The sequence below is a fragment of the Micromonospora carbonacea genome, assembly GCF_014205165.1.
In the GTDB taxonomy this organism is placed as follows: Bacteria; Actinomycetota; Actinomycetes; order Mycobacteriales; family Micromonosporaceae; genus Micromonospora; species Micromonospora carbonacea.
The window spans coordinates 4209310-4235811 of the sequence record NZ_JACHMZ010000001.1; the positions used below are offsets into that span (position 1 = coordinate 4209310).

23 protein-coding genes are annotated in these 26502 nt (G+C 73.2%); 17 read left to right on the plus strand and 6 right to left on the minus strand.

Translation table 11 applies throughout. The features are described 5' to 3' along the window. Positions 1-4: 4 nt before the first annotated feature. The 8 genes from HDA31_RS17930 to kduD all read left to right on the plus strand — a co-directional run bounded on the left by HDA31_RS17930 (position 5) and on the right by kduD (position 8076). Positions 5-1075 (plus strand): sugar ABC transporter substrate-binding protein, encoded by a 1071-nt coding sequence (locus HDA31_RS17930; RefSeq protein WP_178064298.1) that lies wholly within the window; start codon positions 5-7, stop codon positions 1073-1075. Further along, entirely contained in the window at positions 1072-2613 is a 1542-nt protein-coding gene (locus HDA31_RS17935) for a sugar ABC transporter ATP-binding protein (RefSeq protein ID WP_178064297.1), read from the plus strand. Before HDA31_RS17930 ends, HDA31_RS17935 begins: the two co-directional genes overlap by 4 nt. After that, entirely contained in the window at positions 2606-3643 is a 1038-nt protein-coding gene (locus HDA31_RS17940; protein WP_178064296.1) for an ABC transporter permease, read from the plus strand. Before HDA31_RS17935 ends, HDA31_RS17940 begins: the two co-directional genes overlap by 8 nt. A gap of 88 nt (positions 3644-3731) precedes the next feature. Continuing rightward, positions 3732-5057 (plus strand): enolase C-terminal domain-like protein, encoded by a 1326-nt coding sequence (locus tag HDA31_RS17945; RefSeq protein ID WP_178064295.1) that lies wholly within the window; start codon positions 3732-3734, stop codon positions 5055-5057. After that, complete coding sequence (locus HDA31_RS17950; protein WP_178064294.1) at positions 5054-5959, plus strand: amidohydrolase family protein; 906 nt, start codon at positions 5054-5056, stop codon at positions 5957-5959. The genes HDA31_RS17945 and HDA31_RS17950 overlap by 4 nt, the downstream gene beginning before the upstream one ends. 1 nt (position 5960) lies before the next feature. After that, positions 5961-6296, plus strand: a complete 336-nt coding sequence (locus HDA31_RS17955) for an L-rhamnose mutarotase (protein ID WP_178064293.1) — start codon at positions 5961-5963, stop codon at positions 6294-6296. Next, positions 6293-7318 (plus strand): zinc-dependent alcohol dehydrogenase, encoded by a 1026-nt coding sequence (locus HDA31_RS17960; RefSeq protein ID WP_178064292.1) that lies wholly within the window; start codon positions 6293-6295, stop codon positions 7316-7318. The genes HDA31_RS17955 and HDA31_RS17960 overlap by 4 nt, the downstream gene beginning before the upstream one ends. Next, positions 7315-8076: a 2-dehydro-3-deoxy-D-gluconate 5-dehydrogenase KduD gene (gene kduD / locus HDA31_RS17965; protein ID WP_074475999.1), complete on the plus strand. Its 762-nt coding sequence runs from the start codon at positions 7315-7317 to the stop codon at positions 8074-8076. Before HDA31_RS17960 ends, kduD begins: the two co-directional genes overlap by 4 nt. Before the next feature lie 62 nt (positions 8077-8138). Here kduD and HDA31_RS17970 read toward each other — a convergent pair whose 3' ends face one another. Continuing rightward, positions 8139-10220 carry a family 43 glycosylhydrolase gene (locus HDA31_RS17970; protein ID WP_178064291.1) on the minus strand — a complete coding sequence of 694 codons (2082 nt, stop codon included), beginning with the start codon at positions 10218-10220 and terminating at the stop codon, positions 8139-8141. Positions 10221-10685: 465 nt separating this feature from the next. On the opposite strand from HDA31_RS17970, the gene HDA31_RS17975 reads away from it, so the two are divergent. The 6 genes from HDA31_RS17975 to HDA31_RS18000 are packed head-to-tail and all read left to right on the plus strand — an operon-like array spanning position 10686 to position 15815. Further along, positions 10686-11852: a glycosyltransferase gene (locus tag HDA31_RS17975; RefSeq protein WP_178064290.1), complete on the plus strand. Its 1167-nt coding sequence runs from the start codon at positions 10686-10688 to the stop codon at positions 11850-11852. Beyond that, positions 11849-13168 (plus strand): aromatic ring-hydroxylating oxygenase subunit alpha, encoded by a 1320-nt coding sequence (locus HDA31_RS17980; RefSeq protein WP_246384555.1) that lies wholly within the window; start codon positions 11849-11851, stop codon positions 13166-13168. The genes HDA31_RS17975 and HDA31_RS17980 overlap by 4 nt, the downstream gene beginning before the upstream one ends. Next, a complete protein-coding gene (locus HDA31_RS17985) occupies positions 13165-13677 on the plus strand; it encodes an aromatic-ring-hydroxylating dioxygenase subunit beta (protein ID WP_178064288.1) in 513 nt (170 codons plus the stop codon). Before HDA31_RS17980 ends, HDA31_RS17985 begins: the two co-directional genes overlap by 4 nt. A 7-nt stretch (positions 13678-13684) precedes the next feature. After that, positions 13685-14893 (plus strand): MFS transporter, encoded by a 1209-nt coding sequence (locus tag HDA31_RS17990; RefSeq protein WP_178064287.1) that lies wholly within the window; start codon positions 13685-13687, stop codon positions 14891-14893. Between the two features lie 3 nt (positions 14894-14896). Beyond that, entirely contained in the window at positions 14897-15289 is a 393-nt protein-coding gene (locus HDA31_RS17995; protein ID WP_178064286.1) for a carboxymuconolactone decarboxylase family protein, read from the plus strand. Beyond that, positions 15279-15815 (plus strand): hypothetical protein, encoded by a 537-nt coding sequence (locus HDA31_RS18000; RefSeq protein WP_178064285.1) that lies wholly within the window; start codon positions 15279-15281, stop codon positions 15813-15815. Before HDA31_RS17995 ends, HDA31_RS18000 begins: the two co-directional genes overlap by 11 nt. Here the strand turns inward: HDA31_RS18000 and HDA31_RS18005 are convergent. The 5 genes from HDA31_RS18005 to HDA31_RS18025 all read right to left on the minus strand — a co-directional run bounded on the left by HDA31_RS18005 (position 15758) and on the right by HDA31_RS18025 (position 20814). Then, a complete protein-coding gene (locus HDA31_RS18005) occupies positions 15758-16414 on the minus strand; it encodes a flavodoxin family protein (protein WP_178064284.1) in 657 nt (218 codons plus the stop codon). The two genes, HDA31_RS18000 and HDA31_RS18005, sit on opposite strands and share 58 nt — an antisense overlap. Before the next feature lie 170 nt (positions 16415-16584). Next, positions 16585-17412 carry an SDR family NAD(P)-dependent oxidoreductase gene (locus tag HDA31_RS18010; protein WP_178064283.1) on the minus strand — a complete coding sequence of 276 codons (828 nt, stop codon included), beginning with the start codon at positions 17410-17412 and terminating at the stop codon, positions 16585-16587. Then, complete coding sequence (locus tag HDA31_RS18015; protein WP_074475989.1) at positions 17409-18251, minus strand: amidohydrolase family protein; 843 nt, start codon at positions 18249-18251, stop codon at positions 17409-17411. The genes HDA31_RS18010 and HDA31_RS18015 overlap by 4 nt, the downstream gene beginning before the upstream one ends. Next, positions 18248-19435, minus strand: coding sequence for a mandelate racemase/muconate lactonizing enzyme family protein (locus tag HDA31_RS18020; protein WP_178064282.1), 1188 nt, complete (start codon positions 19433-19435; stop codon positions 18248-18250). Before HDA31_RS18020 ends, HDA31_RS18015 begins: the two co-directional genes overlap by 4 nt. After that, positions 19435-20814 carry an aspartate aminotransferase family protein gene (locus HDA31_RS18025; RefSeq protein ID WP_178064281.1) on the minus strand — a complete coding sequence of 460 codons (1380 nt, stop codon included), beginning with the start codon at positions 20812-20814 and terminating at the stop codon, positions 19435-19437. The genes HDA31_RS18020 and HDA31_RS18025 overlap by 1 nt, the downstream gene beginning before the upstream one ends. Before the next feature lie 237 nt (positions 20815-21051). Between HDA31_RS18025 and HDA31_RS18030 the strand changes: the two genes are divergently transcribed. The 3 genes from HDA31_RS18030 to HDA31_RS18040 all read left to right on the plus strand — a co-directional run bounded on the left by HDA31_RS18030 (position 21052) and on the right by HDA31_RS18040 (position 26486). After that, entirely contained in the window at positions 21052-21867 is an 816-nt protein-coding gene (locus HDA31_RS18030) for an IclR family transcriptional regulator (protein ID WP_219825028.1), read from the plus strand. A 277-nt stretch (positions 21868-22144) separates the two neighbouring features. Then, positions 22145-24244: a putative phage tail protein gene (locus HDA31_RS18035; RefSeq protein ID WP_219825027.1), complete on the plus strand. Its 2100-nt coding sequence runs from the start codon at positions 22145-22147 to the stop codon at positions 24242-24244. Positions 24245-24269: 25 nt separating this feature from the next. Next, positions 24270-26486 carry a putative phage tail protein gene (locus tag HDA31_RS18040; RefSeq protein ID WP_219825026.1) on the plus strand — a complete coding sequence of 739 codons (2217 nt, stop codon included), beginning with the start codon at positions 24270-24272 and terminating at the stop codon, positions 26484-26486. Positions 26487-26502: the final 16 nt, after the last annotated feature.

Consider the following 26502-nt stretch of genomic DNA (forward strand, 5'->3'; position numbering starts at 1 on the left):
CACGATGAACCGAAGAAACCTGTTGGGTACGGGGCTGACGTTGCTGCTCGGCGCGACGGCGGCCCTCACCGCCGGCTGCGGTGGCCAGGCGGGCGACGGGGCCGGCGCGGGCGGCGGCCGGCCGCTCGTCGGGGTCGACTACCCCCGCTCGGACACCGACTTCTGGAACTCGTACATCACCTACGTGCCGAAGTCCGCCGAGGAGCTGGGCGTCGAGCTGAAGACCACCAACTCGCAGAACGACATCGCCAACCTCATCTCCAACGCGCAGACCTTCCTGAGCCAGGGCGTCAAGGGGGTGGTGATGGCCCCGCAGGACACCGCCGCCATCGCGCCGACCCTGGCGCAGTTCGAGAGCCGCAAGATCCCGGTGGTCACCATCGACACCCGGCCGGACACCGGCAAGGTGTTCATGGTGGTGCGCGCGGACAACCGCGCCTACGGCACCAAGGCGTGCCAGTTCCTCGGCACCAAGCTGGGCGGCAAGGGCAAGGTCGTCATGCTCCAGGGCGGCCTGGACTCGATCAACGGCCGGGACCGCACCGAGGCGTTCAACGAGTGCATGCGCAAGGACTTCCCCGGCATCACCGTGTTCGGCGAGGCCACCGACTGGAAGGCCGACGTGGCGGCGTCGAAGCTGCAGACCCGCTTCGCGTCGGACCCGGACGTCAAGGGCATCTACATGCAGTCCTCGTTCGCGCTGTCGGGCACGTTGCAGATCCTCAAGCAGCGCGGCCTCCAGGTGCCGCCGACCGACCCCCGGCACGTCTTCGTCGTCTCCAACGACGGCATCCCCGAGGAGCTGAAGAACATCGGCGACGGCCTGATCGACGCCACCGTCAGCCAACCGGCCGACCTGTACGCCAGGTACGGGCTGGAGTACGCCAAGGCGGCGATCGAGGGCAGGACGTTCCAGCCGGGCCCGACCCCGCACGGCAGCACCATCATCCAGGTGCGCGACGGCCTGCTGGAGGACCAGCTCCCCGCGCCGCTGGTGACGCTGGACGGCGCGCCGGTCGCGGGGCAGCCCACCGTGAAGTTCGACGACGCGTCGCTGTGGGGCCGCAACGCATGAGTGCCGCCCCGCACCGCCCCGGCGACGGGCCGGCCGGCGACGGCCAGCCCGTCGTCGAGGCCGTGGACATCACCAAGCGCTTCGGGTCCACGCTCGCGCTGTCCGGGGCGGGCATCCTGGTCCGCCGCGGCGAGACGCACGCCCTGGTGGGGCGCAACGGCGCCGGCAAGTCGACGCTGGTGAGCATCCTCACCGGGTTGCAGGCCGCCGACTCCGGCGCGGTGGCCTTCGACGGCCGTCCGGCCCCGCCGCTGGGTGACCGCGACGCCTGGCGGCAGCGGGTGGCGTGCGTCTACCAGAAGTCGACGATCATCCCCACCCTCACCGTGGCGGAGAACCTGTTCCTCAACCGGCACGCGCGGGGCCGCAGCGGGCTGATCCGCTGGTCGGGCCTGCGGCGGGAGGCGGAGCAGCTGCTCGCGGCGTGGTCGGTCGACGTCGACGTGCGCCAGCCGGCGTCGACGCTCACCGTCGAGCAGCGGCAGTTCGTGGAGATCGCCCGGGCGCTGTCCTTCGGGGCCCGGTTCATCATCCTCGACGAGCCGACCGCCCAGCTCGACGCCGCCGGCATCAGCCGGCTGTTCGCCCGGATCCGGGACCTGCGGGCGCACGGGGTGACGTTCCTGTTCATCAGCCACCACCTCCAGGAGATCTACGAGCTCTGCGACCGGGTGACGGTCTTCCGCGACGCCCGGCACGTCGTCACCGCGGACGTGGCCGGGTTGAGCCGGCAGGCGCTGGTGGCCGCGATGACCGGCGAGGACGTGACGATGCCGGAGGCCGAACACCGGCGGCTGGCGTCCGACGCGCCGGTGCTGCTGTCGGTGCGCGACCTGGTCACCTCGTCCGGCGCGCGGCTGTCGCTTGAGGCCCGGGTGGGCGAGGTCGTCGGCATCGCCGGTGGCGGCGGCAGCGGCAAGGTGGAGGTCGCCGAGGCGATCGTCGGTCTGGCCCGCCCGGCGGGCGGGACGGTCGCCGTCGGTGGCCGGGCGCTGCGGCCGGGCAGCGTGCCCGACGCGCTCGACGCGGGCGTGGGGCTGGTGCCGCAGGACCGGCACCGGGAGGGCCTGGTGCCGGCGCTGTCCATCGCGGAGAACGTCACGATGACCGTGCCGCGCCGCGTCGGGCGGTACGGCCTCATCTCGTCGGCCCGGCGCGACGCCCTGGCCCGGGACACGATCGCCGACCTGGCGATCAAGGCGGCCGGGCCGCAGGTGCCGGTCTCGGAGCTCTCCGGCGGCAACCAGCAGAAGGTCGTGATGGGCCGGGCGTTGGCCAGCGACCCCCGGGTGCTGGTCCTCGTCACGCCGACCGCCGGGGTCGACGTGCGGTCCAAGCAGACCCTCCTCGGCGTCGTCGAGCAGGTGCGCGGCCGGGGCAGCACCGTGCTGGTGGTCTCCGACGAGCTCGACGACCTGCGGATCTGCGACCGCGTGCTGGTGATGTTCCAGGGCCGGGTCGTCGGCGAGATGGCCCACGGCTGGAACGACAACGATCTGGTAGCCGCCATGGAAGGGGTGGACCTCCACCATGTCTGACACGCTGTCCACCGCCACGGCGTCGTCCCCGGTGCCCCCGCCGTCGCGCGCGCCGTCGCGGAGCCTGGTCGTCGCCCGGCTGCGGGACCTGGCGCTGGTGCCGGCGATCATCGCGGTCGCGGTCGTCGGGTCGATCGTCAACCCGGTCTTCCTCAGCTCCGACAACATCATCAACGTGCTGCAGAGCATGTCGGAGATCGCCATCCTGGTCCTCGCCCAGACCATCGTGCTGATCACCGGCAGGATGGACCTGTCGCTGGAGTCCACCTTCGGCCTGGCGCCCGGCATCGCCGCCTGGCTGATCGTCGACCCCGCGCTCACCCGGGGGCTCGGGCTCGGCGTGCTGCCGGACGGCTGGGCGATCCCGGTGGTCCTGCTCGTCGGCGCCCTCGTCGGCGCGTTCAACGGGCTGCTCATCGTCCGGTTCGGCCTCAACGGCTTCATCGTGACGCTGGGCATGCTCATCATCCTGCGCGGGCTGCTCACCGGCATCTCCGGCGGACAGACCTTCTTCGCGCTGCCCGGGTCGATGACGTACCTGGGCTCGGCGAGCTGGTTCGGTGCGCCGGCCTCGATCTGGGTGTCGCTGCTGCTGTTCGCCGCCGGGATCGTGGTCCTCGGGCACACCCGCGCCGGCCGGGCGCTGTACGCGATCGGCGGCAACGAGGACGCGGCGCGCGCGGCGGGCATCCGCACCGACCGGGTGCTGTGGATCGCGCTCGTCGTGGCCAGCGTGCTCGCGGCGCTCGCCGGCCTGCTGATCAGCGGACGGCTCGCGGCGGTGCCGTCGGCCCAGGGCAGCGGCGCGATCTTCCAGGTCTTCGCGGCGGCGGTGATCGGCGGCGTCAGCCTCAACGGCGGCAGGGGAACCGTGTTCGGCGCCTTCACCGGCGTGCTACTTTTATTTATGATCATCAATGTTCTGACCCTGGCCGGGGTGCCCGCGCAGTGGACGAACTTCCTCAACGGCGCCGTCATCCTGGTGGCCCTGGTGGTCTCCCGCATCACCGGGGGCAAGGCGCAGACGTGAGGCGACCCGGCCCGCCGGTCGGGCCCGTCACGAGGCAGACCCCACGAGCCGGGCGCCCACCGGCCGACGTTCTACCCCAGGAGTTGCGGTGACCGAGCGCATCACGTCCGTAGCCACCATCGACGTACGATTCCCCACCTCCCGGCACCGCGACGGGTCGGACGCGATGAACCCGTTCCCGGACTACTCCGCGGCGTACGTGATCCTGCGGACCTCGGCGGGGGCCACGGGCCACGGCCTCGTCTTCACGGTGGGCCGCGGCACCGAGATCCAGGTCGCGGCCGTCCAGTCGCTCGCCCCGATGGTGGTCGGCCAGCCGGTCGACGCGCTGACCGCCGATCCGGGCGCGCTGGCCCGCCGGCTCGTCGGCGACAGCCAGATCCGCTGGCTGGGCCCGGAGAAGGGCGTCGTGCACATGGCGGCCGGCGGCCTGGTCAACGCGGTGTGGGACCTCGCCGCCCGGCGGGCGGGCAAGCCGCTGTGGAAGCTGCTCGCCGACCTCACCCCGGAGCAGCTCGTCGCCCAGGTCGACTTCCGCTACCTGCGCGACGCCCTCACCGAGGACGAGGCGCTCGCGCTGCTGCGGGCCGCCGCCGCCGGCCGGGCCGAACGGGAGCGCCGGCTGCTCGCCGAGGGCTACCCCGCGTACACCACGACCCCCGGCTGGCTGGGCTACGACGACGAGAAGCTGGCCCGGCTCTGCGCCGAGGCGGTGCGCGACGGGTACGGGCTGATCAAGCTCAAGGTCGGCGGGAACCTGGCCGACGACGTGCGCCGGATGGGCATCGCCCGGCAGGCCGTCGGGCCCGACGTGCGGATCGCGGTCGACGCCAACCAGATCTGGGGCGTGCCGGACGCGATCCGGTGGATGCGCGAGCTGGCCGCGTTCGACCCGTACTGGATCGAGGAGCCGACCTCGCCGGACGACGTGCTCGGGCACGCCGCCGTGCGTAAGGCCCTCGCGCCGGTGAAGGTGGCCACCGGCGAGCACGTGCACAACGCGGTGATGTTCAAGCAGCTCCTCCAGGCCGACGCCGTCGACGTGGTGCAGATCGACGCGTGCCGGGTCGCCGGGGTCAACGAGAACCTGGCGATCCTGCTGCTCGCCGCGAAGTTCGGGGTGCCGGTCTGCCCGCACGCGGGCGGGGTCGGGCTCTGCGAGCTGGTGCAGCACCTGGCCATGTTCGACTTCGTCGCGGTCAGCGGCAGCGCCGACGACCGGGCCATCGAGTACGTCGACCACCTGCACGAGCACTTCGTGGACCCGGTGCGGGTCACCGGCGGGCGGTACCTGGCGCCGACCGCGCCGGGGATGAGCGCGGAGATCGTCGCCGCGTCCGTGACCGACTACCGCTACCCGGACGGCCCGCAGTGGACGCGCCGGCCGGCGGCGGCGGGAGCGCCGAGCGCATGATCATCGACGCGCACCACCACCTGTGGCGGCCGGAACGCGGCTACGCCTGGCTCGACGCGCCCGAGCTGGCGACCATCCGCCGGCCGTTCACCCCGGCCGACCTGACCGCCGAGCTCACCGCGGCCGGCGTCGACGGCACCGTGCTGGTGGAGGGCGGCCGCTGCCACCCCGACGAGGCCGCCGAGTTCCTCGGCTACGCCGCCGACACTCCGGCGATCCTCGCGGTGGTGGCCTGGCTCGACGTCGCGTCCGGCGACGTGTCCGCCACCGTCGGGCGGTACCGCGCGCTGCGCGGCGGCGAGTACCTGGCCGGGGTGCGCTCGCAGGTGCAGGGCGAGGCCGACCCCGACTACCTCGACCGGCCCGACGTGCGGCGCGGGCTCGCCGAGCTCGCCGCCGCCGGGCTCGTGTTCGACCTGGTGATCCGCGCCGACCAGCTTCCGGCGGCGGCCCGGGCCGCCCGGGCGGTGCCGCAGCTACGGTTCGTCCTCGACCACCTCGGCAAGCCCCGCATCGACTCCGGCGGGGCGGGGCTGCGGCGCTGGCGCGGCCCGCTGGCCGACCTGGCCGCCTGCCCCAACGTCACCGCCAAGCTGTCCGGCCTGGTCACCGAGGCCGGGCCGGACTGGACGCCGGAGCACCTGCGCCCGTTCGTCGAGGTGGCGGTGGAGGAGTTCGGGCCGCAGCGGCTGATGTTCGGCTCGGACTGGCCCGTCTGCCTGCTCCGCTCGGACTACGCCGGCGTCGGCCGGGCGTTGGCGGCGGCGCTGCCCCCGCTGTCGGCCACGGAGCGGCACGAGATCCTCGCCGGCACCGCCGTGCGCGCCTACGACCTGGCGCGGCGGGTCGCGCAGCTCCCCCCGGCATCCGCCGGGGGACGACACCCGACGGAAAGGGCCTGACGTGCGACGCTACGGCTGGGTGATCCGGCTGCGCCCGGATCGCCGCGAGACCTACCTGCGGCTGCACGCCGCCGTCTGGCCCGACGTCGAACGGCGGCTGCGCGAGGCGAACATCCGCAACTACAGCATCTTCCTGCACCGGGACCTGCTGTTCGGCTACTACGAGTACGTGGGCGAGGACCACGACGCCGACCAGCGCCGCATCGCCGAGGACCCGCAGACGCGGGCCTGGTGGAAGCTGACCGATCCGTGCCAGGAATCGCTCGCCGAGCCCGGCTCGGGGCACTGGTGGGCCCCGATGGACGAGGTCTGGCACCTGACCGAGGAGGCGTCGTGAACCGCAGCGCGCAGTACGTCGGCGACAACACCTTCGTCGTCGCCGACACCGACCCCGTGCCGCCCGGCCCCGGCGAGGTGCGCCTCGACGTCGCGTACACCGGGATCTGCGGCACGGACCTGCACGTCGCGCACGGCGCGATGGACCGGCGGGTCCGGGTGCCCGCGGTGATCGGCCACGAGATGTCCGGCCGCGTCGCCGAGGTCGGCGCGGGCGTCGAGGGCTACCGGGTGGGCGAGCCGGTGACCGTCATGCCGCTGGACTGGTGCGGCGAGTGCCCGGCCTGTCGCGCGGGCCACCGCCACGTCTGCCACCGGCTCAACTTCGTCGGCATCGACTCGCCCGGCGCGATGCAGCGCTCCTGGACGGTGCCCGCGCGGCTGCTGGTGCCGCTGCCCGAGGGCCTGCCCCTGGCCCACGCCGCGCTGGTCGAGCCGACCGCGGTCGCCGTGCACGACGTGCGGCGCTCCCGGCTCGCCGCCGGGGAGCACGCCGTGGTCGTCGGCGCCGGACCGGTCGGGCTGCTCATCGGCACGGTCGCCAGGTCGGTCGGCGCCGAGGTGACGGTGCTCGAACTCGACCCGCACCGCCGGGCGCTCGCCGCCGAGCTCGGGCTGCGCGCCCTGGACCCGGCGGCGGTCGACGTCGCGCGGCACGTCCACGAGGCGACCGGCGGGGCCGGCGCCGCCGTGGTGTTCGAGGTGTCCGGCTCCGCCGCCGGGGTCCGCACCGCGACCGACCTGCTCGCCGTACGCGGGCGGCTGGTGGTGGTGGCGATCCACCCCACCCCGCCGGCGGTGGACCTGCACCGCGTCTTCTGGCGCGAGCTGGAGCTGATCGGCGTGCGGGTGTACGAGCGCGACGACTACACCGAGGCCGTCCGGCTGGTGCACGACGGGCAGGTGCCCGCCGAGCGGCTCATCACCCGGATCGTGCCGCTGACCGAGGTGGCGGAGGCGTTCCGGGCGCTCGCCGCCGGTGGTGAGGTGAAGGTCCTCGTGGACTGTGGAGGTGCGGCGTGAACCCGTTCGACCTGAGCGGCCGGCTGGCCGTGGTGACCGGCTGCCGGCGCGGGATCGGCCTGGCCATGGCGGAGGCCCTGGCCGCGGCCGGCGCGGACGTCGTCGGCGTCAGCGCGGCGCTGGAGGAGTCCGGCAGCGAGGTCGGCCGGCGGGTGGCGGCCCACGGCCGGTCGTTCGAGGCGTACCGGACGGACCTGTCCGACCGCGCCGCCGTCCGCGCGCTCGCCGAGCGGCTCGGGCAGTCGCCCCGGCCGGTCGACATCCTGGTCAACAACGCCGGCACGATCCGCCGCGCCCCCGCCGCCGAGCACTCCGAGCAGGACTGGGACCACGTGCTGGAGGTCAACCTGTCCGCACCGTTCCTGCTCGCCCGGGAGGTCGGCCGGGAGATGGTCCGGCGCGGCACCGGGAAGATCATCTTCACGGCGTCGATGCTGAGCTTCCAGGGCGGCGTGACGGTGCCGGGCTACGCGGCGGCCAAGTCGGCGGTCGCCGGGCTGACCCGGGCGCTGGCCAACGAGTGGGCCCCGCACGGGGTCAACGTCAACGCGATCGCGCCGGGCTACATCGACACGGACAACACGCGGGCGCTGCGGGAGCAGCCGGAGCGCAACCGGGCGATCCTGGAGCGGATCCCGGCCGGTCGCTGGGGGCGGCCCGACGACCTCGCCGGGGCCACCGTCTTCCTCGCCTCCGACGCGGCCGCGTACGTCAACGGGGCCGTCATCCCGGTCGACGGGGGCTGGCTCGCGCGCTGAGCCGCCGAGGGCCGGCAGGCCGTGGCACCGGGCCGGGGGCGTCGCCCCCGGCCCGGCGTCGGTCACGGGGTGGTCAGGTCGAACCGGCGGACGGTGACCGCGCCGCCGAGCGCCTGGGTGGCGTAGTTGAAGACCGCGAAGCGGTAGCCCATGAAGAACTGCCAGGCGTTGTTCAACGTCAGCGCGTTGCCCAACGGGACGAAGTTCACCCCGTCGGTGCTGTAGGAGAAGGACGCCTGCCGCCCGCTGCCCGGCCTGATGTCGGCCTTGGCCCGCAGCCAGATCCGGCCGCCGCTGACCGCCGCGCTGGCGATCTCGGTGCCGGTGCTGGTGGTCCGCCAACTGCCGTCCATGGTCAGGCCGTTGGTCATCACCACCCGGGTCGCCCCGTTGTCCCGCCGCACGCCGATCCAGGCCGACGAGTCACGGAGCATGGCCAGCCCGGAGCGGTCGCCGTCGCGCATGGTCGAGTAGTCCAGCTCGATGGTGGCGGTGGAGGTGGGCCCCTGGATGCGCCGGGTCGCGGTGTTGCGGGCGCTGTAGAGGTCGTTGGTGACCGTGGCCGTCTGCAGGCGCAGCCCGCTGCCGGTCGACCACTTCGTGTTGTCCGGGTTGTGGTTCCACTCCCACTGCGGGCTCAGCGTCGTGCCGGTGAAGGTGTCCGCGCCGGTCATCGGCGCGACCGGCCGGGCCGGCAGCGGCGACGGGTAGCTGCTGCCCCAGGCGCCGTTGACGGTCTGGATCTGCGGCCAGCCGTCGGAGGTCCAGGTGATCGGCGCCAGCGCCGGCACCCGGCCACCGGGATACGCGTCGACGAAGGCCATGTAGTACCACTGGCCGTTCTGGGTCTGCACCAGGCCGCCCTGGTGCGGCACGCCGCCGCCGGAGATCGGGCCGGGCATGTTCAGCAGCACCTGCCGCGTCTCGTACGGGCCCCAGGGGCTGGTCGACCGCAGGATGTACTGCCCGTTGGCCGGCCTGGTGACGAAGATGTAGTAGTAACCGTTGCGCTTGTAGAACCGCGAGCCCTCCAGCGTGCCGATGTTCGACGGCGTGGTGTAGACCTGCTGCGTACGCACCTGGCTCAGCCCGTCCGCCGACAGCTGCGCCACGTGCAGGGTGCTGTTGCCGTAGGCGACGTACATCGTGTCGTTGTCGTCGATCAGCAGCCCCGCGTCGTAGTAGCAGTTGTTGATCTCGGAGCGCTTCTGCCAGGTGCCGCTGACCGAGGTCGACGTGTAGACGTACGACTTGTTGAAGTCGATGCAGCCGATCCAGTAGAACGTGCCGTTGCTGGCGCGGTAGTTGAGCGTCGACGCCCAGATGCCGTTGACGTAGGCCCGGGAGGTGGAGCTGGGCAGGTCGTACTTGGTGCCGAAGTCCAGCCGGGGCACCGAGTGCCCCACGAACTCCCAGTTGACCAGGTCGTACGAGCGCAGCACGGGCGCGCCCGGGGAGTAGTGCATGGTGGACGAGGAGAGGTAGTAGGCGTCACCGACGCGGATGATGTCGACGTCGGCGAAGTCCTGCCAGACGACCGGGTTGGTGTACGTGGAGCCGCCGGGGTTGCCGCCGTCGCCGACGCGGACGAGCTGCCACTGCTGGTTGTTGCCGCCCCAGTCGGCGTACTGGACGACGTTCCCGCCGTCGGCGGTGGAGGCGTTCTGGATCTCCACGGCCTTGCTGGAGTGCCGGGCGATCAGCCGCACGTACCCGCCCGCGGAGTCCGCCAGGCGGAACTGCTGGTTGGTGCCGTTGGTGTCCGACCACTGCACCACCGCCGCGCCGTCGGCGGTCGACGCGCCGGAGACGTCCAGCACCTTGCCCGAGTGGCGCGACTTCAGCCGGTAGTAGCCGCCACCGGAGTCGACGAACTGCCACTGCTGCCAGGCGCCGTCGTTGCGCGTCCACTGGGTGATCCGCGCCCCGTCGTTGGTGGCCTGGTTGTACAGGTCCAGCGCCTTGCCGCTGTTGCGGTTCACCAACACGTACCACGCGGTGGTGTCCACCGTCGCGGCCACGGCCGCCGACGGCACCACCGCGACGATCCCCGCGCCGAGCAGCATCGCCAGCGCGGCGGCGGCGACCCGGGACAGCCGGCCACGCCGTCGCGCGCCCGGCATGACCTGTCCGATGAGTGCCATGTCCCTCCTTCGTGGACGGTCGATGCGCGGCCGGAGCCGCCGACACCAACTCCTGTTAGCGCTCACATCGAGCACATTGACTGTGTGCGATAACACTCCGGACGTCAAGCCGTAACATCCGGCGGCCCGGGGCGGCAGCCAGCGGAACCTCCCCCACCGGCGGTCCATGGCCGACGGTCACGGCCAGTTCGCTCCGCGACACGCACAGGCATTGACATCGATTGCGCGCCCCGGCAGGCTTTGTGCACCGTCTGCGGGCAGGCGGCGAACCGGGTTGTTTCGAGTTGTGCCGAGTAACGTCAATCGACGTTTCCCTCAGCGGTGAGGGAAAACGCATAGCGCCTCGTAGTAGTACCTGGACGTCGACGGTCCCTTTCGCCTGCCGGGCGTCTCCCACCTGTCCGGGGGTGAAGTCCTGCCGTTCGTGCGTCGCCGTCCCGGCTCTTTCGACGGATCGGAGATCTGATGCGCGTCGCCCTGCTCACCACGACTCAGCACGGCCACCTGAACCCGTATGTCCCGGTGGTCAACGCGCTCCAGGCCGCCGGCGGCGAGGTCGCGTTGTTGCTGTTGTCCGCCGACGGCGGCGCGCTCGACGAGCAGCGTCGTCAGGCCCTGGGCAAGGCACAGGTCCACGGGGTCGGGAAGGTCGAGATGGCGCCGTGGAGCGGCGACCCGGCGAGGATCGGCCCGATGCTGCGGTCGTCGCCGGTGGCGGAGCAGACGGCCGACGCGATCCGGGCGGCCGAGCCGGACTTCGTGCTCGTCGACTCGCTGCCGGTCACGGCGGCGGCCATGGTCGGCGCGCACGCCTCCGGCGTGCCGTACGGGATGATCTGGGCCAACCTGGGCGGGGTGTGCCCGGCCGAGCACCGGCGGGGCCGCTGGGCCTACGACGAGCAGGTCGGCGACTACCTGACCGGGCACGGGGTGGGGTGGTCGACCCGGACCCACTCGGCGCGGTCGCCGATCCTCAACCTGATGCCGACGATCCCCGCCCTCGTCGGCGCCGACGCGGTCACCGACGACGGCGTGCAGCTCGTCGGCCTGCCGGGCGCGGCGGGGGCCCGCGGCGACGAGGTCGCCTTCGCGGCCCTGGACCGGCTCGACCCCGACCGCCCGGTGGTCTACGTCTCCTTCGGCACGATCTTCTACCGGCGGCCGGACCTGCTGCGCACGGTGATCCTCGGTGCGGCGGCGACCGGCGCGCAGGTGATCGCCTCCGTGGGCGACCTGGCGGCGGAGCTGGCGCTGCCCGACGACGTGCTCACCGCCCCCTACCTGCCGCAACGTGAGGTGCTCGACCGCGCGGACGTGTTCGTCACCCACGGCGGCTACAACTCCGTGGCGGAGTCCGTCCGGGCGGCGACGCCGATGCTGGTGGTCCCGCTGGCGGTGGACCAGCCCATCCAGGCGCACTTCGTGGCCCGCGCGGGCTTCGGCACGGCGCTGGAGCCGGCCGCCGTCACCGGGCAGGCCGTCGCCGATGCCGTCACCGACCTGCTCGATCCCGCCCGGGACTACCGGGCGCGGCTGCTCGCCGCGCAGCCGGAGTGCGGCGACTCCGCCGCCCGCACGGCCGAGCTGGTCGCCGGCACGGTCGAGACGCTGCGGCGGCAGGTGGCGCGGTGACCATCGAGCTGCACCGGCCGGTGCACGACCCGATCGTGCTCGACGACCCCGAGCGTCTCTCGTTCCGGGTGGACCGCCGCGCCTACACCGACGAGGACCTGGCCGCCCGGGAGCTGACGAGGATCTTCGACCGCTGCTGGCTGTACGTCGGGCACGAGTCGGAGGTGCCCGCGCCGGGCTCGTACGTGGCCCGCGACGTCGGCGGGCGTCCGGTGGTGATGGCGCGCGGGTCCGACGGGGTGATCCGGGTGTTCGCCAACAGCTGCCCGCACCGTGGGGCCCTCGTCTGCTCGCAGCCGGCCGGGCAGGTCCGATCGTTCCGCTGCCCCTACCACGACTGGACCTTCTCCAACCAGGGCGACCTGGTCGGTGTCCCGATCCCCGACGGGTACGGGCCGGGGTTCCGGAAGGCGGACTTCGGCCTCGCGCGGCACCAGAGCGACAGCTACCGCGGTTTCGTGTTCGTCACCTTCGATCCGCAGCAGCCGCGCACCCTGACGGAATACCTGGCGGGCGCGACGGAATACCTCGACCTCGTCGACGACCAGTCCGCGGCCGGAATGGAGGTGATCCGCGGCGCGCAACTGCACGGGGCCCAGGCCAACTGGAAACTCATGATGGAGAACAGCGTCGACATCTACCATTTCCGGGCCCTGCACAAGCGATACGTCGGCTACATGGAATCGCTGGGGTCGGTGCCGCCCCGGCGGCGGGGCGGCTTCGGCCGTGCCCTCGGGCTGGGGCACGGGGCCAACGAGCTGCCGCCGGCGGCGGCGCGCCCGCTCGCCTACTGGACACCGATGTTCGGCCCGGAGGTGCGGCCCCGGATCGAGGCGACGGCCGCGCGGTTCGTCGAGCGGTTCGGCCCCGAACGCGCGCAACGGATCACCGGCACCAACCGCGCGCTGCTGATCTTCCCCAACCTGATGATCATCGACGCGATCGCGATCACGATCCGCAAGATCGACCCGGTCGGCGCCGGCCGGATGGCCATCACCTCGGTCGCCCTGGCACCCAGGGACGAGGACCCGGACATCCGCGAACTCCGCAAGAGCCACTACCTGACGTTCCTCGGCCCCGCCGGCTTCGCCACCCCCGACGACATCGAGATCATCGAGTCGTGCCAGCGGGGCTACCTCAACCGCGCGGTCCGCTACTCGGACCTGTCCCGGGGCATGAACAAGGAGGTCCCGGAGACGACCGACGAGCTTCCCGCCCGCGAGTTCTGGCGGCAGTGGGACCGGCTGATGCACGGCGACGACGGTCACCACGAGCCCGGCCGCCGGGCCGGGGCGCAGGGGGCGGGGCCACGATGACCATCGAGTTGAGCGTCGACGGGGCGGCCCAGGTGCGGCTGTGGCACCGGGTGAGCCAGTTCCTGTTCCGCGAGGCGCGGCTGCTCGACGAGTGGCGGCTGCGCGAGTGGTACGACGAGATGCTGACCGACGACATCCGCTACGCGGTGCCGGCCACCGACGTCCGCGACGGCGCGGGCGACGCGCTCGGGCTCGTCGACGACGACGCCGCCCGGCTGCGCCAACGCGTCGAGCAGCTCCTCAACGGCGAGGTGTGGTGCGAGAACCCCCGGTCACGGACGAACCGGATGATCGGCAACGTGGAGATCCTGGCCGATCGGGGCGCCCACCTCGACGTGGCGGCCAACGTCGTCGTCCACCGCTTCGGGCACGGGCGCTCCGACGCCTACGTCGGAAGGTACCGGTTCGAGCTGGTCGTCGACGGCGAGTCGTTCCGGATCCGGCGGCGGGTCGTGGTGCTCGACCACGAGACGTTGTACGAGCACGGCAAGCTCAGCATCATCCTGTGACCGGGCAGTGACGGCGGCCGACACCGGCAACGTCCCACCCGTTGCCACCGCCCAGCCGGGCCTCCCGCGCGAGGTCCACGTCCTCAGCGTCGTCGGCGGCTGCGTCATGCTCGGCCTGGGACTGGTGCTCCCGGTGCTCCCGGTGTACGCGGCTACCTTCGGGGCCGGGCCCACCCAGATCGGGGTGCTCGTCGCCCTGTTCGCGTTGCTGAGGCTGGCCGCCAGCCCGTTCTGCGGCCGGCTCGGCGTCCGGTTCGGGGAGCGGCGGGTCCTGGTCGCCGGCCTGCTGCTGTGCGCGGTCTCCTCGGCCCTCACCGCGTTCGCCTCGTCCTACGCGCAGCTCCTCGTGTTCCGTGGCCTCGGCGGCGTCGGCTCGGTGCTGTTCTCGGTGTCCGCCCTGGCGATGCTCCTGTCGATCGCGCCGGCCGACCAGCGGGGCCGGGCCAGCGCCGTGTTCGAGGCGGGCTTCCTGCTCGGCGGGATCTGCGGGCCGGCGCTGGGCGGGCTCCTCGCCCTCGTCGACCTGTCCACGCCGTTCCTGGCGTACGCCGGGCTGCTGCTGGCCGCCGCCGGGCTGGCCCTGGCGGTGCTGCGCACCGGCCCCCGGGTCGGCGCGGGGCCCGACCGGGGCGCGGTCGGGCTGCCACTTCTGCTACGGGACCGCCGCTACCAGGTGGCGTGCCTCGCCGCGCTGGCGCAGGGCTGGGTGCTGTTCGGGCTGCGCAGCGCGCTGGTCCCCACGGTGGTGGTGGCGTGGCGGCACGACGTGGCGTGGGTCGGCTGGGCGTTCACCACGTCCGCCGTCGTCCAGGCGCTGCTGATCGTGCCGGCCGGCCGGGTCGTCGACCGGGCCGGCCGCCGGCCCGCCATGATCGCCGGCACCGGGGTGGCGGCGGCGGCCGTCGCCGCCCTGGCGTTCGTGGACAGCTACGCCTGGCTCGTCGTGCTGCTCTGCGGGTACGCGGCGGGATCGGCGCTGCTCAACGCCGCGCCGGCCGCGCTGATCGGGGACGTCGTCGCCGGCCGCGCCGGCAGCGGCGTCGCCGTCTTCTCGATGTGCACCGATGTCGGCGCCGTGGTCGGGCCGGTCGTGGTCGGCCTCGTCGCCGAGCGGGTGGGGGTTCCGGCCGCCTTCGGCAGCGGTGCCGCGCTGCTGTCCGCCGCCCTCGTGGCGTCGTGGGCGTTGCCAACTGTTCGGCCCAAGCGAAGGAGTTGATCGATGAGTCAGCCGGATGCCCGGCACGAGCAGGGCGTGGCCATGTTCCACCAGGTCTTCGGCCGCGAACCGCGCCCGGGTTCCCACCCGGAGTTCCTGCGGATCACCGTCGACCACCTGTTCGGCGAGATCTGGACCCGCCCCCACCTCAGCGTCGAGGAGCGGGAGCTGGTCGCGCTGACCGCGGTCGCGCTGGCCCGGACCGACTGGGAGCTGCGCGGCCACATCGGCGCCGCCCTGCACCTCGGGATGTCGCGGGAGAAGGTCGTCGAGGTCATCATCCAGCTCGCCTACTACGGTGGCTGGCCGGTGGCCAACAACGGGCTGCGCGTCGCCCAGGAGGTCTTCGCCGAGCTGGACGCCACCGCGGGAAAGGATGCGGACCGTGACCGGTGAGCCGTCCCCCCTCGGCCCGGCCGAGAAGGTCGACCTGTGGCGTCAGCGGTTCTTCGAGGCCCAGGCCGCCGCGGAGGAGTTCGTCCTCGGCGAGCACGGCGAAGCGGGCCTGGCCGCGTGGATCCAGGCCAACTCCCGGATCACCGCGGAGCTGCTGCGGGCACAGCGGCCCACCGGCGTGTCGGCCACCGACCACTTCATGACCCGGCTGCGCAACCAGCTCCTGCTGTACGACTCGGCGGTGACCAGTGAGGCCGGCCCCTCGGGCACCGTCCTGCGCAACGCCGACTGCGGGATCCTGCGGTACCGCAAGCGGGCCGCCCGCGCGGGCGTCGTGCTCACGTTCTCGTCGCCGTGCGCGTACTGCCAGGAGCTGAACACCGCCATCGCCGCCCGCTACGTGGAACCGGACGTCACGGTCACCTGCGAGCAGGCGGGCGACGGGTGCACCTGGCGCGCCGAGTCCCCTCAGCCCACGGAATGCGACGCGGCCGGGTCGCCGCAGCGGGGACGCGCCACCGGCTGAACCACCGGCAGCGCCGTGCGGTCCGGGGCCGGCGACCGGCTGACGTCGAGCGTCATGCCGAGTTGCCGGCCCACGGCCACGCACAGGTCGATCGCCGCGGTGCGGGTCAGGTCCTGGTGGTCGTTCTGGGTGACGCACGCCGACGCCACGTTGCGGTTGCGCAGGCGCAGGTACCAGGGGAACAGCGAGCCCAACGCGGGCTCGGTCAGCATCGTGCGCGAATGGACGATCGTCCCCACCAGCAGGTTGCCGAACGGGCGCTGCCGGGCGTTCATGAAGCTCTTCAGGCGCTCCTGGAAGATCTTCAGCACGGCCGGCACGTTCCCCGCGTACACCGGCATGGCGAGCAGCATCGCCTGCGCGCCCTCGGCCAGGTCGACGACGTGCGCGAAGTCGTCGTCCAGGGTGCACCGGCCCACCTCGGGATCGAGGCAGGTGTCCTCGCCCTCGCACATCCCGATGCGGTGGTCGATCAGCCGGATCCGTTGGATCCGCGCGTCGCCGACCTCCCGGACGACGCCGCCGATCGCCGCTTCGAGCAGCGCGTCGGTCACCGACGGCAGCCGCTTCTGCGTGCAGGACAACGCGACGATCTTCATTCGAGGGCCTCCCCTGTCCGCTCGGCGCCAACCCGGGGCCGGCCACCTCACGACGCCCCGTGGCCGTCACGCGGAGGCAGCTTCAACCTACCGACAGTGGGGCAGCGCCGGAAGCGGTCGCACCGCTCGCGCTCCCGGCCCGGGGACACCACGGCGGGACCGGTCGCGGGTCAGAGGCTGCTGCGGTAGGGCGGCATGAACCGCAGCCGGGGCATCTGGTCGGCGAGCACCCCGCCGTCGACGACCAGGTGGGTGCCGTTGATGTAGCGGCCGGCGGCGGAGGCCAGCAACAGCAGCGCGCCGACGCAGTCGGCCGGCGTGCCGTAGCCGCCGCGCAGCGGGATCCGCTCCGCCCAGGCGGCCTCGAACGCCTCGCGGTCCAGGGGGAACTCGCCGTCGATCGGGGTGGCGATCATGCCGGGGGCGATCGTGTTGGCGGTGATGCCGTGCGGCCCCAGCTCGGCGGCGAGCGACCGGGTGAGCAGCTCGACGGCGGCCTTGGAGGCGTTGTAGTGGGCCAGCCCGGCCTCGGCCACCAGCCCGTTCTTGGAGGAGACGTTGACGATCCGGCCCGCCACGCCGTCGGCGATCATGTGTTCGGCGGCGCGCTGGGCGAGGAAGAAGACGGCGTCCACGTTCACCCGCATCACGTCCCGCCAGGCGGCGACGGTGATCTCGTTGAAGTGCTCCAGCCGGGCCACGCCCGCGTTGTTGACCAGGATGTGCACCGGGCCGCGGTCGCGGCGTACCCCGTCGAACCAGGCCGCGATCGCCTCGGTGTCGGCGAGGTCGAAGGGGTACGGGTGGCAGGCGCGGCCCTGCCCGGTCACCGCGGCCACGACCGGGTCGAGGTCGACGCCGGGCCGGTCCACCACCACCACGTCGGCGCCGGCCGAGGCGAGGCCGGCGGCGAACGCGGCGCCGAGCCCGCGCGCGGCGCCGGTCACCACGGCCAGCCGGCCGGACAGGTCGAACGACGGCGGGACGGAGGAGGTCATGCCAACCCCAGCAGGTCGAGGGACGGGCGGTGGATCAGCCGCTCGATCTGCTCGGCGTCGAGCGGGTCGAGGCCGGGGATGCCGGGCACCCGCCCCACCGCCCGCAGCCCCTCGATCGAGGCGTCGACGGTGGTGAAGGGGTAGTCGCTGCCGAACATCAGCTTGTGCCACACGCCGTAGTCCTGCACGAGCCGCAGGCTGTGCCAGAGCTGGAAGGGGCGGTAGTGCAGCGCGGACACGTCGGCGTAGACGTGCCGGTGCTTGCGGACGACCGCGATGCACTCCCCCTCGTACGGGTGGCCGAGGTGGGCGAGCACCATGCGCAACTCCGGGTGGCGGATGGCCACCTCGTCGAGGTGCACCGGGAGCGCGTAGCGCAGCGGCGCGGTGGAGACGAACGTGGTGCCGGTGTGCACCAGCAGCGGCAGCCCGTGCCGTTCGGCGTAGGCGTACAGGTCGTCGTGGGCGGGGTCGGCGGGGTCGAAGCCGGCGTACATCGGCATCAGCTTGATGCCGCGCAGGCCCAGGTCGCGGTGCCCGTGCTCCAGCTCGTCGCGCCAGCCGGGCTGGGTGGGGTCCAGGGCGAGGTACCCGACGAGCCGGTCCGGCCGGGCGGCCACGTACGCGGCCACCGCGGCGTCGTCGACCCACAGCCCGGACCGGCGGGCCTTGCCGCCGACGACGACGGTGCGGGTGTCCGCCGGGGCGGTGGCCGCGTACTGCGACCACCGCACCGTCAGGTCGACCTCGCCGCCGTGGGCCCGCGCCGCCTCGGCGGCGAACGGGTCGCCGACGTGGTCGGGGCAGTCGAACAGGTGCGAGTGCACGTCGACGATCATCGGCGGTCCCGCTTCTCCCACCCCTCGGCGAACATGTTCCAGAAGCCGTGGCTCGGCGGGTGCTCGGCGAACACCTCGTCCACCAGCTCGACGCCGAGGCCGGGCGCGGTGGGCAGGTCGATGTGCCCGTCGACCACCGGCAGGGCGCCCCGCACGGCGTCGAAGACATAGTCCTCCAGCAGCCCGTCGAAGGTCTCCAGGATCTTGAAGTTCGGCATCCCGAGGACGGCGTGCACCGAGGCGGTGGTGCACAGCGGCGAGTTGGAGTTGTGCGGGGCGACCACCATGGCGTGCTGGTCGGCGATGGCCGCGAGCTTGCGCACCTCGGTGAAGCCGCCGGCCATGGAGAGGTCCGGCTGGATGATGTCGACGGCGTCGGTGGCGAACAGCCGGGCGTACTCGTAGCGGTTGTGGAAGTGCTCGCCGCCGGAGATCGGCATGGTGGCCCGGGCGCGCAGCTCGGCGTACCGCTCGATGTGGGTCCACGGCAGCGGCTCCTCGAACCAGCCGAGGTCGAACGGCTCCAGCTCCCGGACCAGCCGGGCGGCGGTGTGCATGGCGAAGCGGGCGTGGCCCTCGACGAACAGCTCGATCTCGGGGCCGACGGCGGCGCGGACGGCGGCGACGATGTCGATCGAGCGGCGCAGCTCGGCCCGGGACAGCTCGCCGAGGCCGGCGCCGAACGGGTCGAACTTCAGCGCCGGGTAGCCCTTGGCGACGGTGGCCCGCGCCCGCTCGGCGAACGCGGCGGGCTCCCGGTCGCCGGTGTACCAGCCGTTGGCGTAGACCCGGACCCGGTCGCGGCAGGCGCCGCCGGTGAGCCGGTACGCGGGCACCCCGAGGGCCTTGCCCATGAGGTCGTAGAGGGCCTGGTCGACGCCGGAGACGACGATCCCCCCGACGTCGCCGCCGCGCAGGAAGTCGCCCTGGTACATGCGCAGCCAGATCTCCTCGACGTCGAACGGGTCGGCGCCGATCAGGTGCCGCCCGGCCATCGCCTCGGCGAGCTGGCAGGTCTCCCGGGCCCGGTACGGGTGGGTGATCTCGCCGACGCCGGTCAGCCCGGCGTCGGTGTGCACCCGCACGTAGGAGAAGTCGCGCCAGGCGGTGCCGAGGGTGAGGGTCTCCACCCGGCTGATCCGCCCGGCCGGCCCGACCGGCCGGGTCTTGTCGACGGTGAGCATCAGCGCCCCTCCCCGCCGGCGACCGCGCCGCCCATGGTGGCGGTGCCGGCCAGCTCGGTCGTCCCGCCGGAGGCGAGGGTGTCGCGCACCGCCGCCCGGGTGGCCTCGACCAGGTGGTCGATGTCGGCGTCGGTGTGCGCGTAGGAGATGTGGTTGCGCTTGAGGTTCAGCGGCAGCTCAAAGATGCCGTGCTCGGGCATCCGCCGACGGTAGCCGATGAACATGCCGGCATCGTTGCGCAGCAGGTCGTCGTAGCTGCGGGGTGCCGGGCCCGGCATGAAGTAGGTCACGAACACGGAGCCGTGCCCGGTGACCACGGCGGGGACGCCGAGGTCGGCGAGGACCTCCCGGATGCCGGCGCGGGCCCGCTCGCCGAGGCGGTAGACGTGCTCGTGCACGGGCTCGGCGCGCAGCTTGCCGAGGGTGGCGAGGGCGGCGGCGACCACCGCGGGGTGCCCGTTGTAGGTGCCGGCGAAGAAGGCGGGCGCGCCCGGACGGGTGCTGAACAGGTCCATCAGGTCGGCGCGGCCGCCCAGGGCGCCGATCGGGTAGCCGTTGGCGATGGCCTTGCCGAGGGTGGTCAGGTCGGGGGTGACGCCGCTGATCCGCTGCCAGCCGCCCAGGTCGTGCCGGAAACCGGTGATCACCTCGTCGAAGACCAGGACGCTGCCGGCCCGGGTGCACTCGTCGCGCAGCGCCCGGAGGAACTCCTGGTCGGGCAGGAGGCAGCCGACGTTGTGCGGCACCGGCTCGACGATGACGGCGGCGATGTCGTCGCCGTGCGCGGCGAAGGCGGCCCGGACGGCGGCCACGTCGTTGAAGCGCAGCACGAGGGTGGCGTCGAGGACCTCCGGCAGGATGCCCGTGGAGATCGGGTCGGGCACGCCGACCCGGTCGGGGGCGGAGATCACGTTGAGGCTGACCGAGTCGTGCCAGCCGTGGTAGCAGCCCTGGAACTTGACCACCAGGCGTCGGCCGGTGGCCGCGCGGGCGACCCGCAGGGCGTGGAAGGTGGCCTCGCTGCCGGTGCTGGTGAGCAGCACCTTCTCGATGCTCGGGACCAGCTCGGCGAGGGTCTCGGCGAGTTGGATCTCGCCGTGGGTGACGGCCACCCCGCACAGGTCGACCCGCGTGCCGGCCTCGGCGACGGCGGCGTTGACGTCCGGGTCGTTGTGGCCGAGCAGGGGCGGCCCGAAGGCCGCGTGGTAGTCGGTGTACTGGCGTCCGTCGGCGTCCCAGAAGCGCGCGCCGGAGGCGCGGGCGATCACCATCTCGGTGAGGCCCGGGATGCTGCGCTGCCCGCTGTTGACGCCGCCGGGGATGACCCGGCGTGCCCGCTCGGCGAGGGTGACGCCGGACGGGGCCGATCGTGAATTCACACCTTCTCCTCATCGGTGCGGCGCGGCGACCCAGCCCGGTCGCGACGCCGCGGTTTGTCCGCCGCGGGAGGAACCCATCAGAACTTCGGAACAGTGTTCGGCCATACCAAACGATGTTCGGCATACTAGGCAGGCGAAATCGCGACGGTCAACAGCGGGGACCCGATTTCCGAACGGGTTTGTTACGCTGTTCGGCCTTGGCGAACAGATTCGGCTTCCCTGACCGAAAGAGGGACCATGACCACCACCGAAGACGGCGACAGCTCCCGCTACCTGGTGCGCAGCGTCAGCCGCGCGGCCGAGGTGCTGGAGGTGCTCTCCGCCGCCGCTCCCAACGAGGGGCTGAGCGTCACCGACGTCGCCCGCGCCTGCGGCCTGTCCAAGAGCGCCGCGTTCGCCACCCTGCACACGCTGTGCCACCACGGCCTGGCCGCCGACGACGGCGAGGGCATGAACCGCCGCTACCGGCTCGGCATGGCCCTGGCCCGCCTCGGCGTCCGCGCCCAGGAGCAGCTGTCGCTGCGCGACATCGCCCGTCCGGTGCTGGCCGCGCTGACCCGCGACACCGGGCTCAGCTCCCGGCTGGCCGTCCCCGAGGGCGCCCACGCGGTCGTCATCGACCAGGTCAGCAACGGCGAGCGCATCCAGATCGAGCTGCGGATGGGCACCCGCGAGCTGCCGCACTGCACCGGGCTGGGCAAGGCCCTGCTGGCCGAGATGACCCCGCCGCAGGTGGCCGAGCTGATCGGCCGGGTCGGGCTGCCCCGGCGCACCGACCACACCATCACCGACCTGGACTCGCTCGTGGCCCACCTCCACGACGTCCGCAAGGCCGGGTACGCCCTCGACGACGAGGAGGACGCCGAGGGGGTGTTCTGCATCGGCAGCGCCCTGCGCGACCACAGCGGCGGGTGCTGCGGCGCGATCAGCGTGACCGGGCTGAAGCTCGGCCTGCCCAGCTGGCGCTACCAGGAGCTGGGCCGGCAGGTGCGCCAGGCCGCCGAGGCCATCTCCGTCCGGCTCGGCCACGTCCCGGCGGAGCAGACCCCTTGACAGCCGGTTCACCTGCTGTTTAACGTTCCCGCCAACGCCACGGCCCCGGCCGTGGCAGGTCGCGGCCCCCCAGCCGCGGCCGTCTCGGGCGAACAGCTGACTCCCGTCGCGCCGCAGCCCCGGCGCCGGGCGTTCCGGTCAGCAGCTCCGCCGCCTGCGCGCCTCGCGCGTTTGCCCGACCTTCCCCCGCCTGTGGCCGCCCCTTGGCGCCCCCAGGCCCTCAAGCCGCCGTCCGGCGCCCCGCCGGACGGCTGGACCGCGAAGGTTGAGGCTCTCCATGGGTCTACTTGGCACGTCCACGCCCACCCCCCACGACCAGATGCTGCGCGTCGACACCGTCGCCGACCTGGCCCGGCTCGCCCCCGCCACGCTGGCCGCCCGCGCCCTGGTGCGGGTCGCCGGCTACCACCGCCCCGGCGACGGCGGCGGCGGCCTGCTGCGGTGGGACCCCACCAGCACCGCCGCCGGCAACGGCGGCACCGTGCACGCCCCGTACCCGGGCCGCGGCGACCGGCGCGGCCGGTGGCTGGCCGTGCACGACGGGACCGGCGACTTCCGGCGGTTCGGCATCTTCGGCCGGGACACCCCCGCCGACGCCGCGCTGGACGCCATGGTCGGCGACCCGGCGATCCGCCGGATCGAGGCCCACACCGACCTGCGCTTCGTCAAGCGGCACACCTTCGGCCGCAGCGACATCGAACTGGACTTCGGCGGGCACACCGTGCACACCGACGGCATCGAGCGCAACACCCACGACAACCCGTTCGGCGCGGTGCTGTACTTCCGCGGCACGGTGACCGACACGGTGATCACCCACACCCTCACCGAGACCGTCCCCGAGCTGACCGACGTCTTCCAGGTGCCGGACTCGGCGCGGTTCGCCGTCGGCCAGTGGTGGACCGCCACCAGCGACGCGCTCACCGGCGCGGACGAGCGCGAACTGCAGAAGATGGTCCAGGTCACCCAGATCGTCGACGGCACCCACATCCGGGTGGGCTACCTCAACGGCTGGACCCTGGAGCCGGGCCGCCGGATCACCTGGCAGCGGGTGGAGCCGGTCCAGCGGGCCCACGTACGCGACATGGTCTTCCTCGGCCACGTCGCCTTCACCGGCGAGTACCCCGGGTCGGGGCCGGACGACCGCGAGTACAGCGGCTCCCACCCCGTCGCCTACGAGTACGCCGTGCGCTGCGACGTCTCCGGCATCGACGCCACCGGCACCTGGTGGCCGGTGATCATGCGCCGCTGGTGCACCCACTTCACCACCGCGAACTGCACCCTGAAGAACCCGCCGGCCGTGATGTACGGCGGCGCCGGCTACCTCACCCAGCAGATCTACTGCCTGTACGGGCACGTGGTGGACTGCCGCAGCAGCAACGCCCGGCACCTCAACGACCTCACCGCCTCGGCGTACTGCACGGTGGAGAACTGCCACGGCGACGGCGACGACGCCGGCGGCAACCCGTTCACCACCCACGGGCAGTACGAGCACGACCTGGTCTTCACCGGCAACTCCGGCCTGATGGACATCGCCAACAGCGGTGGCCAGTGGGGCATCAGCGCCAAGCGGATCACCGTCCGCCGGCACGTCTGCTCCTGGTTCGTCGCCGGCACCAAGATCACCGACCTGACCCTGGAGGACGTGCGGGTCGTCCCCCGCTCGACGTTCGACCCGGCCGGCACGCTCCAGGTCAACGCCGACGGCGCGCAGTTGCGCGGCTGCTCGGCGCGGACGCTCAGCATCGCCCAGCGCTCGGCCCGATCGGGCCGGCCCACGATCATCGCCGACTGCGACTTCGACCAGCCCGCCGGCACCGTGATCGTGCAGACCCCGGTGAGCAACCCGGTGCACTTCGTCCGCACCACCTTCCGCGGCCTCGACGGCGCGATCCTGCGCGGCTCGGGCCCGGTGCGCTTCACCGACTGCACGCTGACCGGGACGCCCGGCGCGGCGCCGCTGCTGATCGGCGCGGCCGAGGTGGTGGTGCGCGGCGGCACCCTGACCGACACCGGCATCGAGCTGTCCGCCGTGCGCGACCAGCGCCTCGTCGTCGACGGCGGCGCGGCGGTCACCGGCACCAACGCCCGCCGGGCCCTGCTGACCCGGGCCGCCGGCACCGGAGCGGTCCGGATCGAGCTGGGCGACTACCGCAGCACCGCGGCCGACGCGCAGACCGCGCACGTGCGCGTCGACGCCGGGGTCAACCGGTACCGCGCCGTCGGCGCCCGCTTCTCCGGCGGCCGGCTGACGCTCGCCGACGCCGCCTTCGGCGCCGGCTCCACCCTGCTGCACACCGGGTGCGTCGAGGAGGGGGTCGCCCGCGAGCTGCCCGCCGAGTCCGCCCGCGTCGTCACCCGCGACAACCTCGCCCTCTGACCGCCCCCGCAGGAGGAGACACCCCATGCACGCCGACAACGCCAACCCCGACGGGACACCCACCCACCGCCTCGCGCCGGCCTCCCGTCGGGTCGTGCTGCGCGCCTCCGGGCTCGGCGGGCTCGCCCTCGCCGGCACCGCCCTCGCCCTCTCCCCCGCCACCGCCGCCTCCGCCAAGCCGGACGGCCCGCCCGCCCCGCCGGCACCGCCGGCCCCCGGCCTCAACGGGGTGCTGCACGTGGGCACCGTCGCCGCCCTGCTCGCCGTCAAGCCGCACACCCTGCGCGCCGGGCAGGTCGTGCACGTCGACGGCTACCACGCCGCCGGCGACGGCGCCGCCCGCCTGCTCCGCTGGGACGCGGCCAGCACCGCGCCCGCCAACGGCGGCACCGTCCTCGCCCCCGACGGCAGCCGGCCCGGCCGCTGGCTCCAGCTCCACGACGGCGTCGTCGAGTTCCGGCACTTCGGCATCTTCGACGCCGGCACCCCCGCCGACGCGGCCCTCGACGCGATGGTCACCGACCCCACCGTGCACCGCATCGAGGCCCACTCCGACCTGCACTTCGTGAAACGGCACCGGTTCACCCGCAGCGACCTGGTGCTCGACTTCGGCGGGCACACCATGTCCACCGACGGCATCGCCGACGCCGGCCGCGACGACCCGTTCGCCGCCGTGCTGTTCTTCCAGGGCAAGGTCACCGACGAGGTACGCACCCACACCCTCACCGAGGCCGTCCGGGAGGGCTGGGACTCGTTCCAGGTCGCCGACTCCGCGGCGTTCGCCGTCGGCCGGTGGTACGCCGTCGAGGTCGACCGGCTCGCCGGCACCTGGGAGCGGGAGCTGCAGAAACTCGTCCAGGTCACCCAGATCGTCGACGGCACCCACATCCGGGTCAACTACAAGAACGGCTGGGAGCTGGCCGCCGGGCGCACCCTCACCTGGACCCGGGTCGAACCGGTCAGCCGGGTGCACGTGCGCAACCTCGTCTTCACCGGCAACGGCGCGGACCAGTACACCGGCTCCCACCCGGTCGCCTACGAGTACGCGGTGCACTGCGACGTCGCCGACATCGACGCCACCGGCACCTTCTGGCCGGTGATCATGCGGCGCTGGTGCACCTACTTCCACACCGCCCGGTGCACCCTGAGGAACCCGACCTCCGTCACCTGGGGCGGCGCCGGCTACCTCACCCAGCAGATCTACTGCCTGTACGGGCACGTCGAGGACTGCCGCACCTCCAACGCCCGGCACCTCAACGACTGGACCGCCTCCGCGTACGGGTACGTCACCAACTGCCACGGCGACGGCGACGACCAGGGCCCCTTCGTCACCCACGGCCAGTACGAGCACGACCTCGTCTACACCGGCAACTCCGGGCTGATGACGTTCGCCAACTCCGGGGCGGCCTGGGGCTCGGCGGCGAAGCGGATCACCGTCCGCAAGCACGTGTGCTCCTGGTTCGTGGCCCGGGTCAAGGTCACCGACCTGACCCTGGAGGACGTCCAGGTCATCCGCAAGGCCGGGCTGGCCGGCTCCGGGATGCTGTGGGTCAACGCCGACGGGGTGCAGCTGCGCGGCTGCTCCGCCGACGACACGCTGATCATCTCCCAGCAGTCCACCCGGTCGCAGCGGCCCAACGTCATCGAGGGCTGCTCCTTCACCCTCGCCACCGCCGGCACCGACGTGGTGCAGGCCAGCGTCACCACGCCGGTGCACCTGGTCCGCACCACCATCCGCGGGGTCGACGGGCACACGTTCAGCGGCACCGGGCGGCTGCACCTGACCGACGTGACGCTCGTCGGCGCGCCCGACGCCGCGCCGGCCACCGTCAAGTCCGCCGACCTGCGCGTGCACGGCGGCACCCTCACCGACACCGGCATCCGCCTCGCGGGCGCCGCCGACCAGCGGATCACCGTCGGCGGCGGCGCGGTGCTCAGCGGCACCAACTCCGCCCGGGCGCTGCTGTCGCGCGCCGCGGCCACCGGCGTCGTGCGGTGGGAGCTGGGCGGCTACCTCAGCACCACCGCCGACGCCGGCACCGCGCACGTCGCCGTCGACGCCGGCGCCAACCGGTACTCCGCCGTCGGCGTCCAGTTCACCGGCGGGAAGCTGCGGCTGGCCGACGCCGGCTTCGGCGAGGGCTCGTACCTGCACCACACCGGGTGCGTCGAGGAGGGCGTGTCCCGGGAGCTGCCCGCCGCCGGCCCGCGCGTCCGCGACGCCGGGAACCTCACGGTCTGACCACACCACGACGAGA

Coding starts and splice junctions, on each gene's coding strand:
- HDA31_RS17930 (WP_178064298.1), top strand. CDS start 5: ATGAACCGAAGAAACCTGTTGGGTACGGGGCTGACGTTGCTGCTCGGC.
- HDA31_RS17935 (WP_178064297.1), top strand. CDS start 1,072: ATGAGTGCCGCCCCGCACCGCCCCGGCGACGGGCCGGCCGGCGACGGC.
- HDA31_RS17940 (WP_178064296.1), top strand. CDS start 2,606: ATGTCTGACACGCTGTCCACCGCCACGGCGTCGTCCCCGGTGCCCCCG.
- HDA31_RS17950 (WP_178064294.1), top strand. CDS start 5,054: ATGATCATCGACGCGCACCACCACCTGTGGCGGCCGGAACGCGGCTAC.
- HDA31_RS17970 (WP_178064291.1), bottom strand. CDS start 10,220: ATGGCACTCATCGGACAGGTCATGCCGGGCGCGCGACGGCGTGGCCGG.
- HDA31_RS17975 (WP_178064290.1), top strand. CDS start 10,686: ATGCGCGTCGCCCTGCTCACCACGACTCAGCACGGCCACCTGAACCCG.
- HDA31_RS17985 (WP_178064288.1), top strand. CDS start 13,165: ATGACCATCGAGTTGAGCGTCGACGGGGCGGCCCAGGTGCGGCTGTGG.
- HDA31_RS17995 (WP_178064286.1), top strand. CDS start 14,897: ATGAGTCAGCCGGATGCCCGGCACGAGCAGGGCGTGGCCATGTTCCAC.
- HDA31_RS18005 (WP_178064284.1), bottom strand. CDS start 16,414: ATGAAGATCGTCGCGTTGTCCTGCACGCAGAAGCGGCTGCCGTCGGTG.
- HDA31_RS18010 (WP_178064283.1), bottom strand. CDS start 17,412: ATGACCTCCTCCGTCCCGCCGTCGTTCGACCTGTCCGGCCGGCTGGCC.
- HDA31_RS18015 (WP_074475989.1), bottom strand. CDS start 18,251: ATGATCGTCGACGTGCACTCGCACCTGTTCGACTGCCCCGACCACGTC.
- HDA31_RS18020 (WP_178064282.1), bottom strand. CDS start 19,435: ATGCTCACCGTCGACAAGACCCGGCCGGTCGGGCCGGCCGGGCGGATC.
- HDA31_RS18030 (WP_219825028.1), top strand. CDS start 21,052: ATGACCACCACCGAAGACGGCGACAGCTCCCGCTACCTGGTGCGCAGC.
- HDA31_RS18035 (WP_219825027.1), top strand. CDS start 22,145: ATGGGTCTACTTGGCACGTCCACGCCCACCCCCCACGACCAGATGCTG.
- HDA31_RS18040 (WP_219825026.1), top strand. CDS start 24,270: ATGCACGCCGACAACGCCAACCCCGACGGGACACCCACCCACCGCCTC.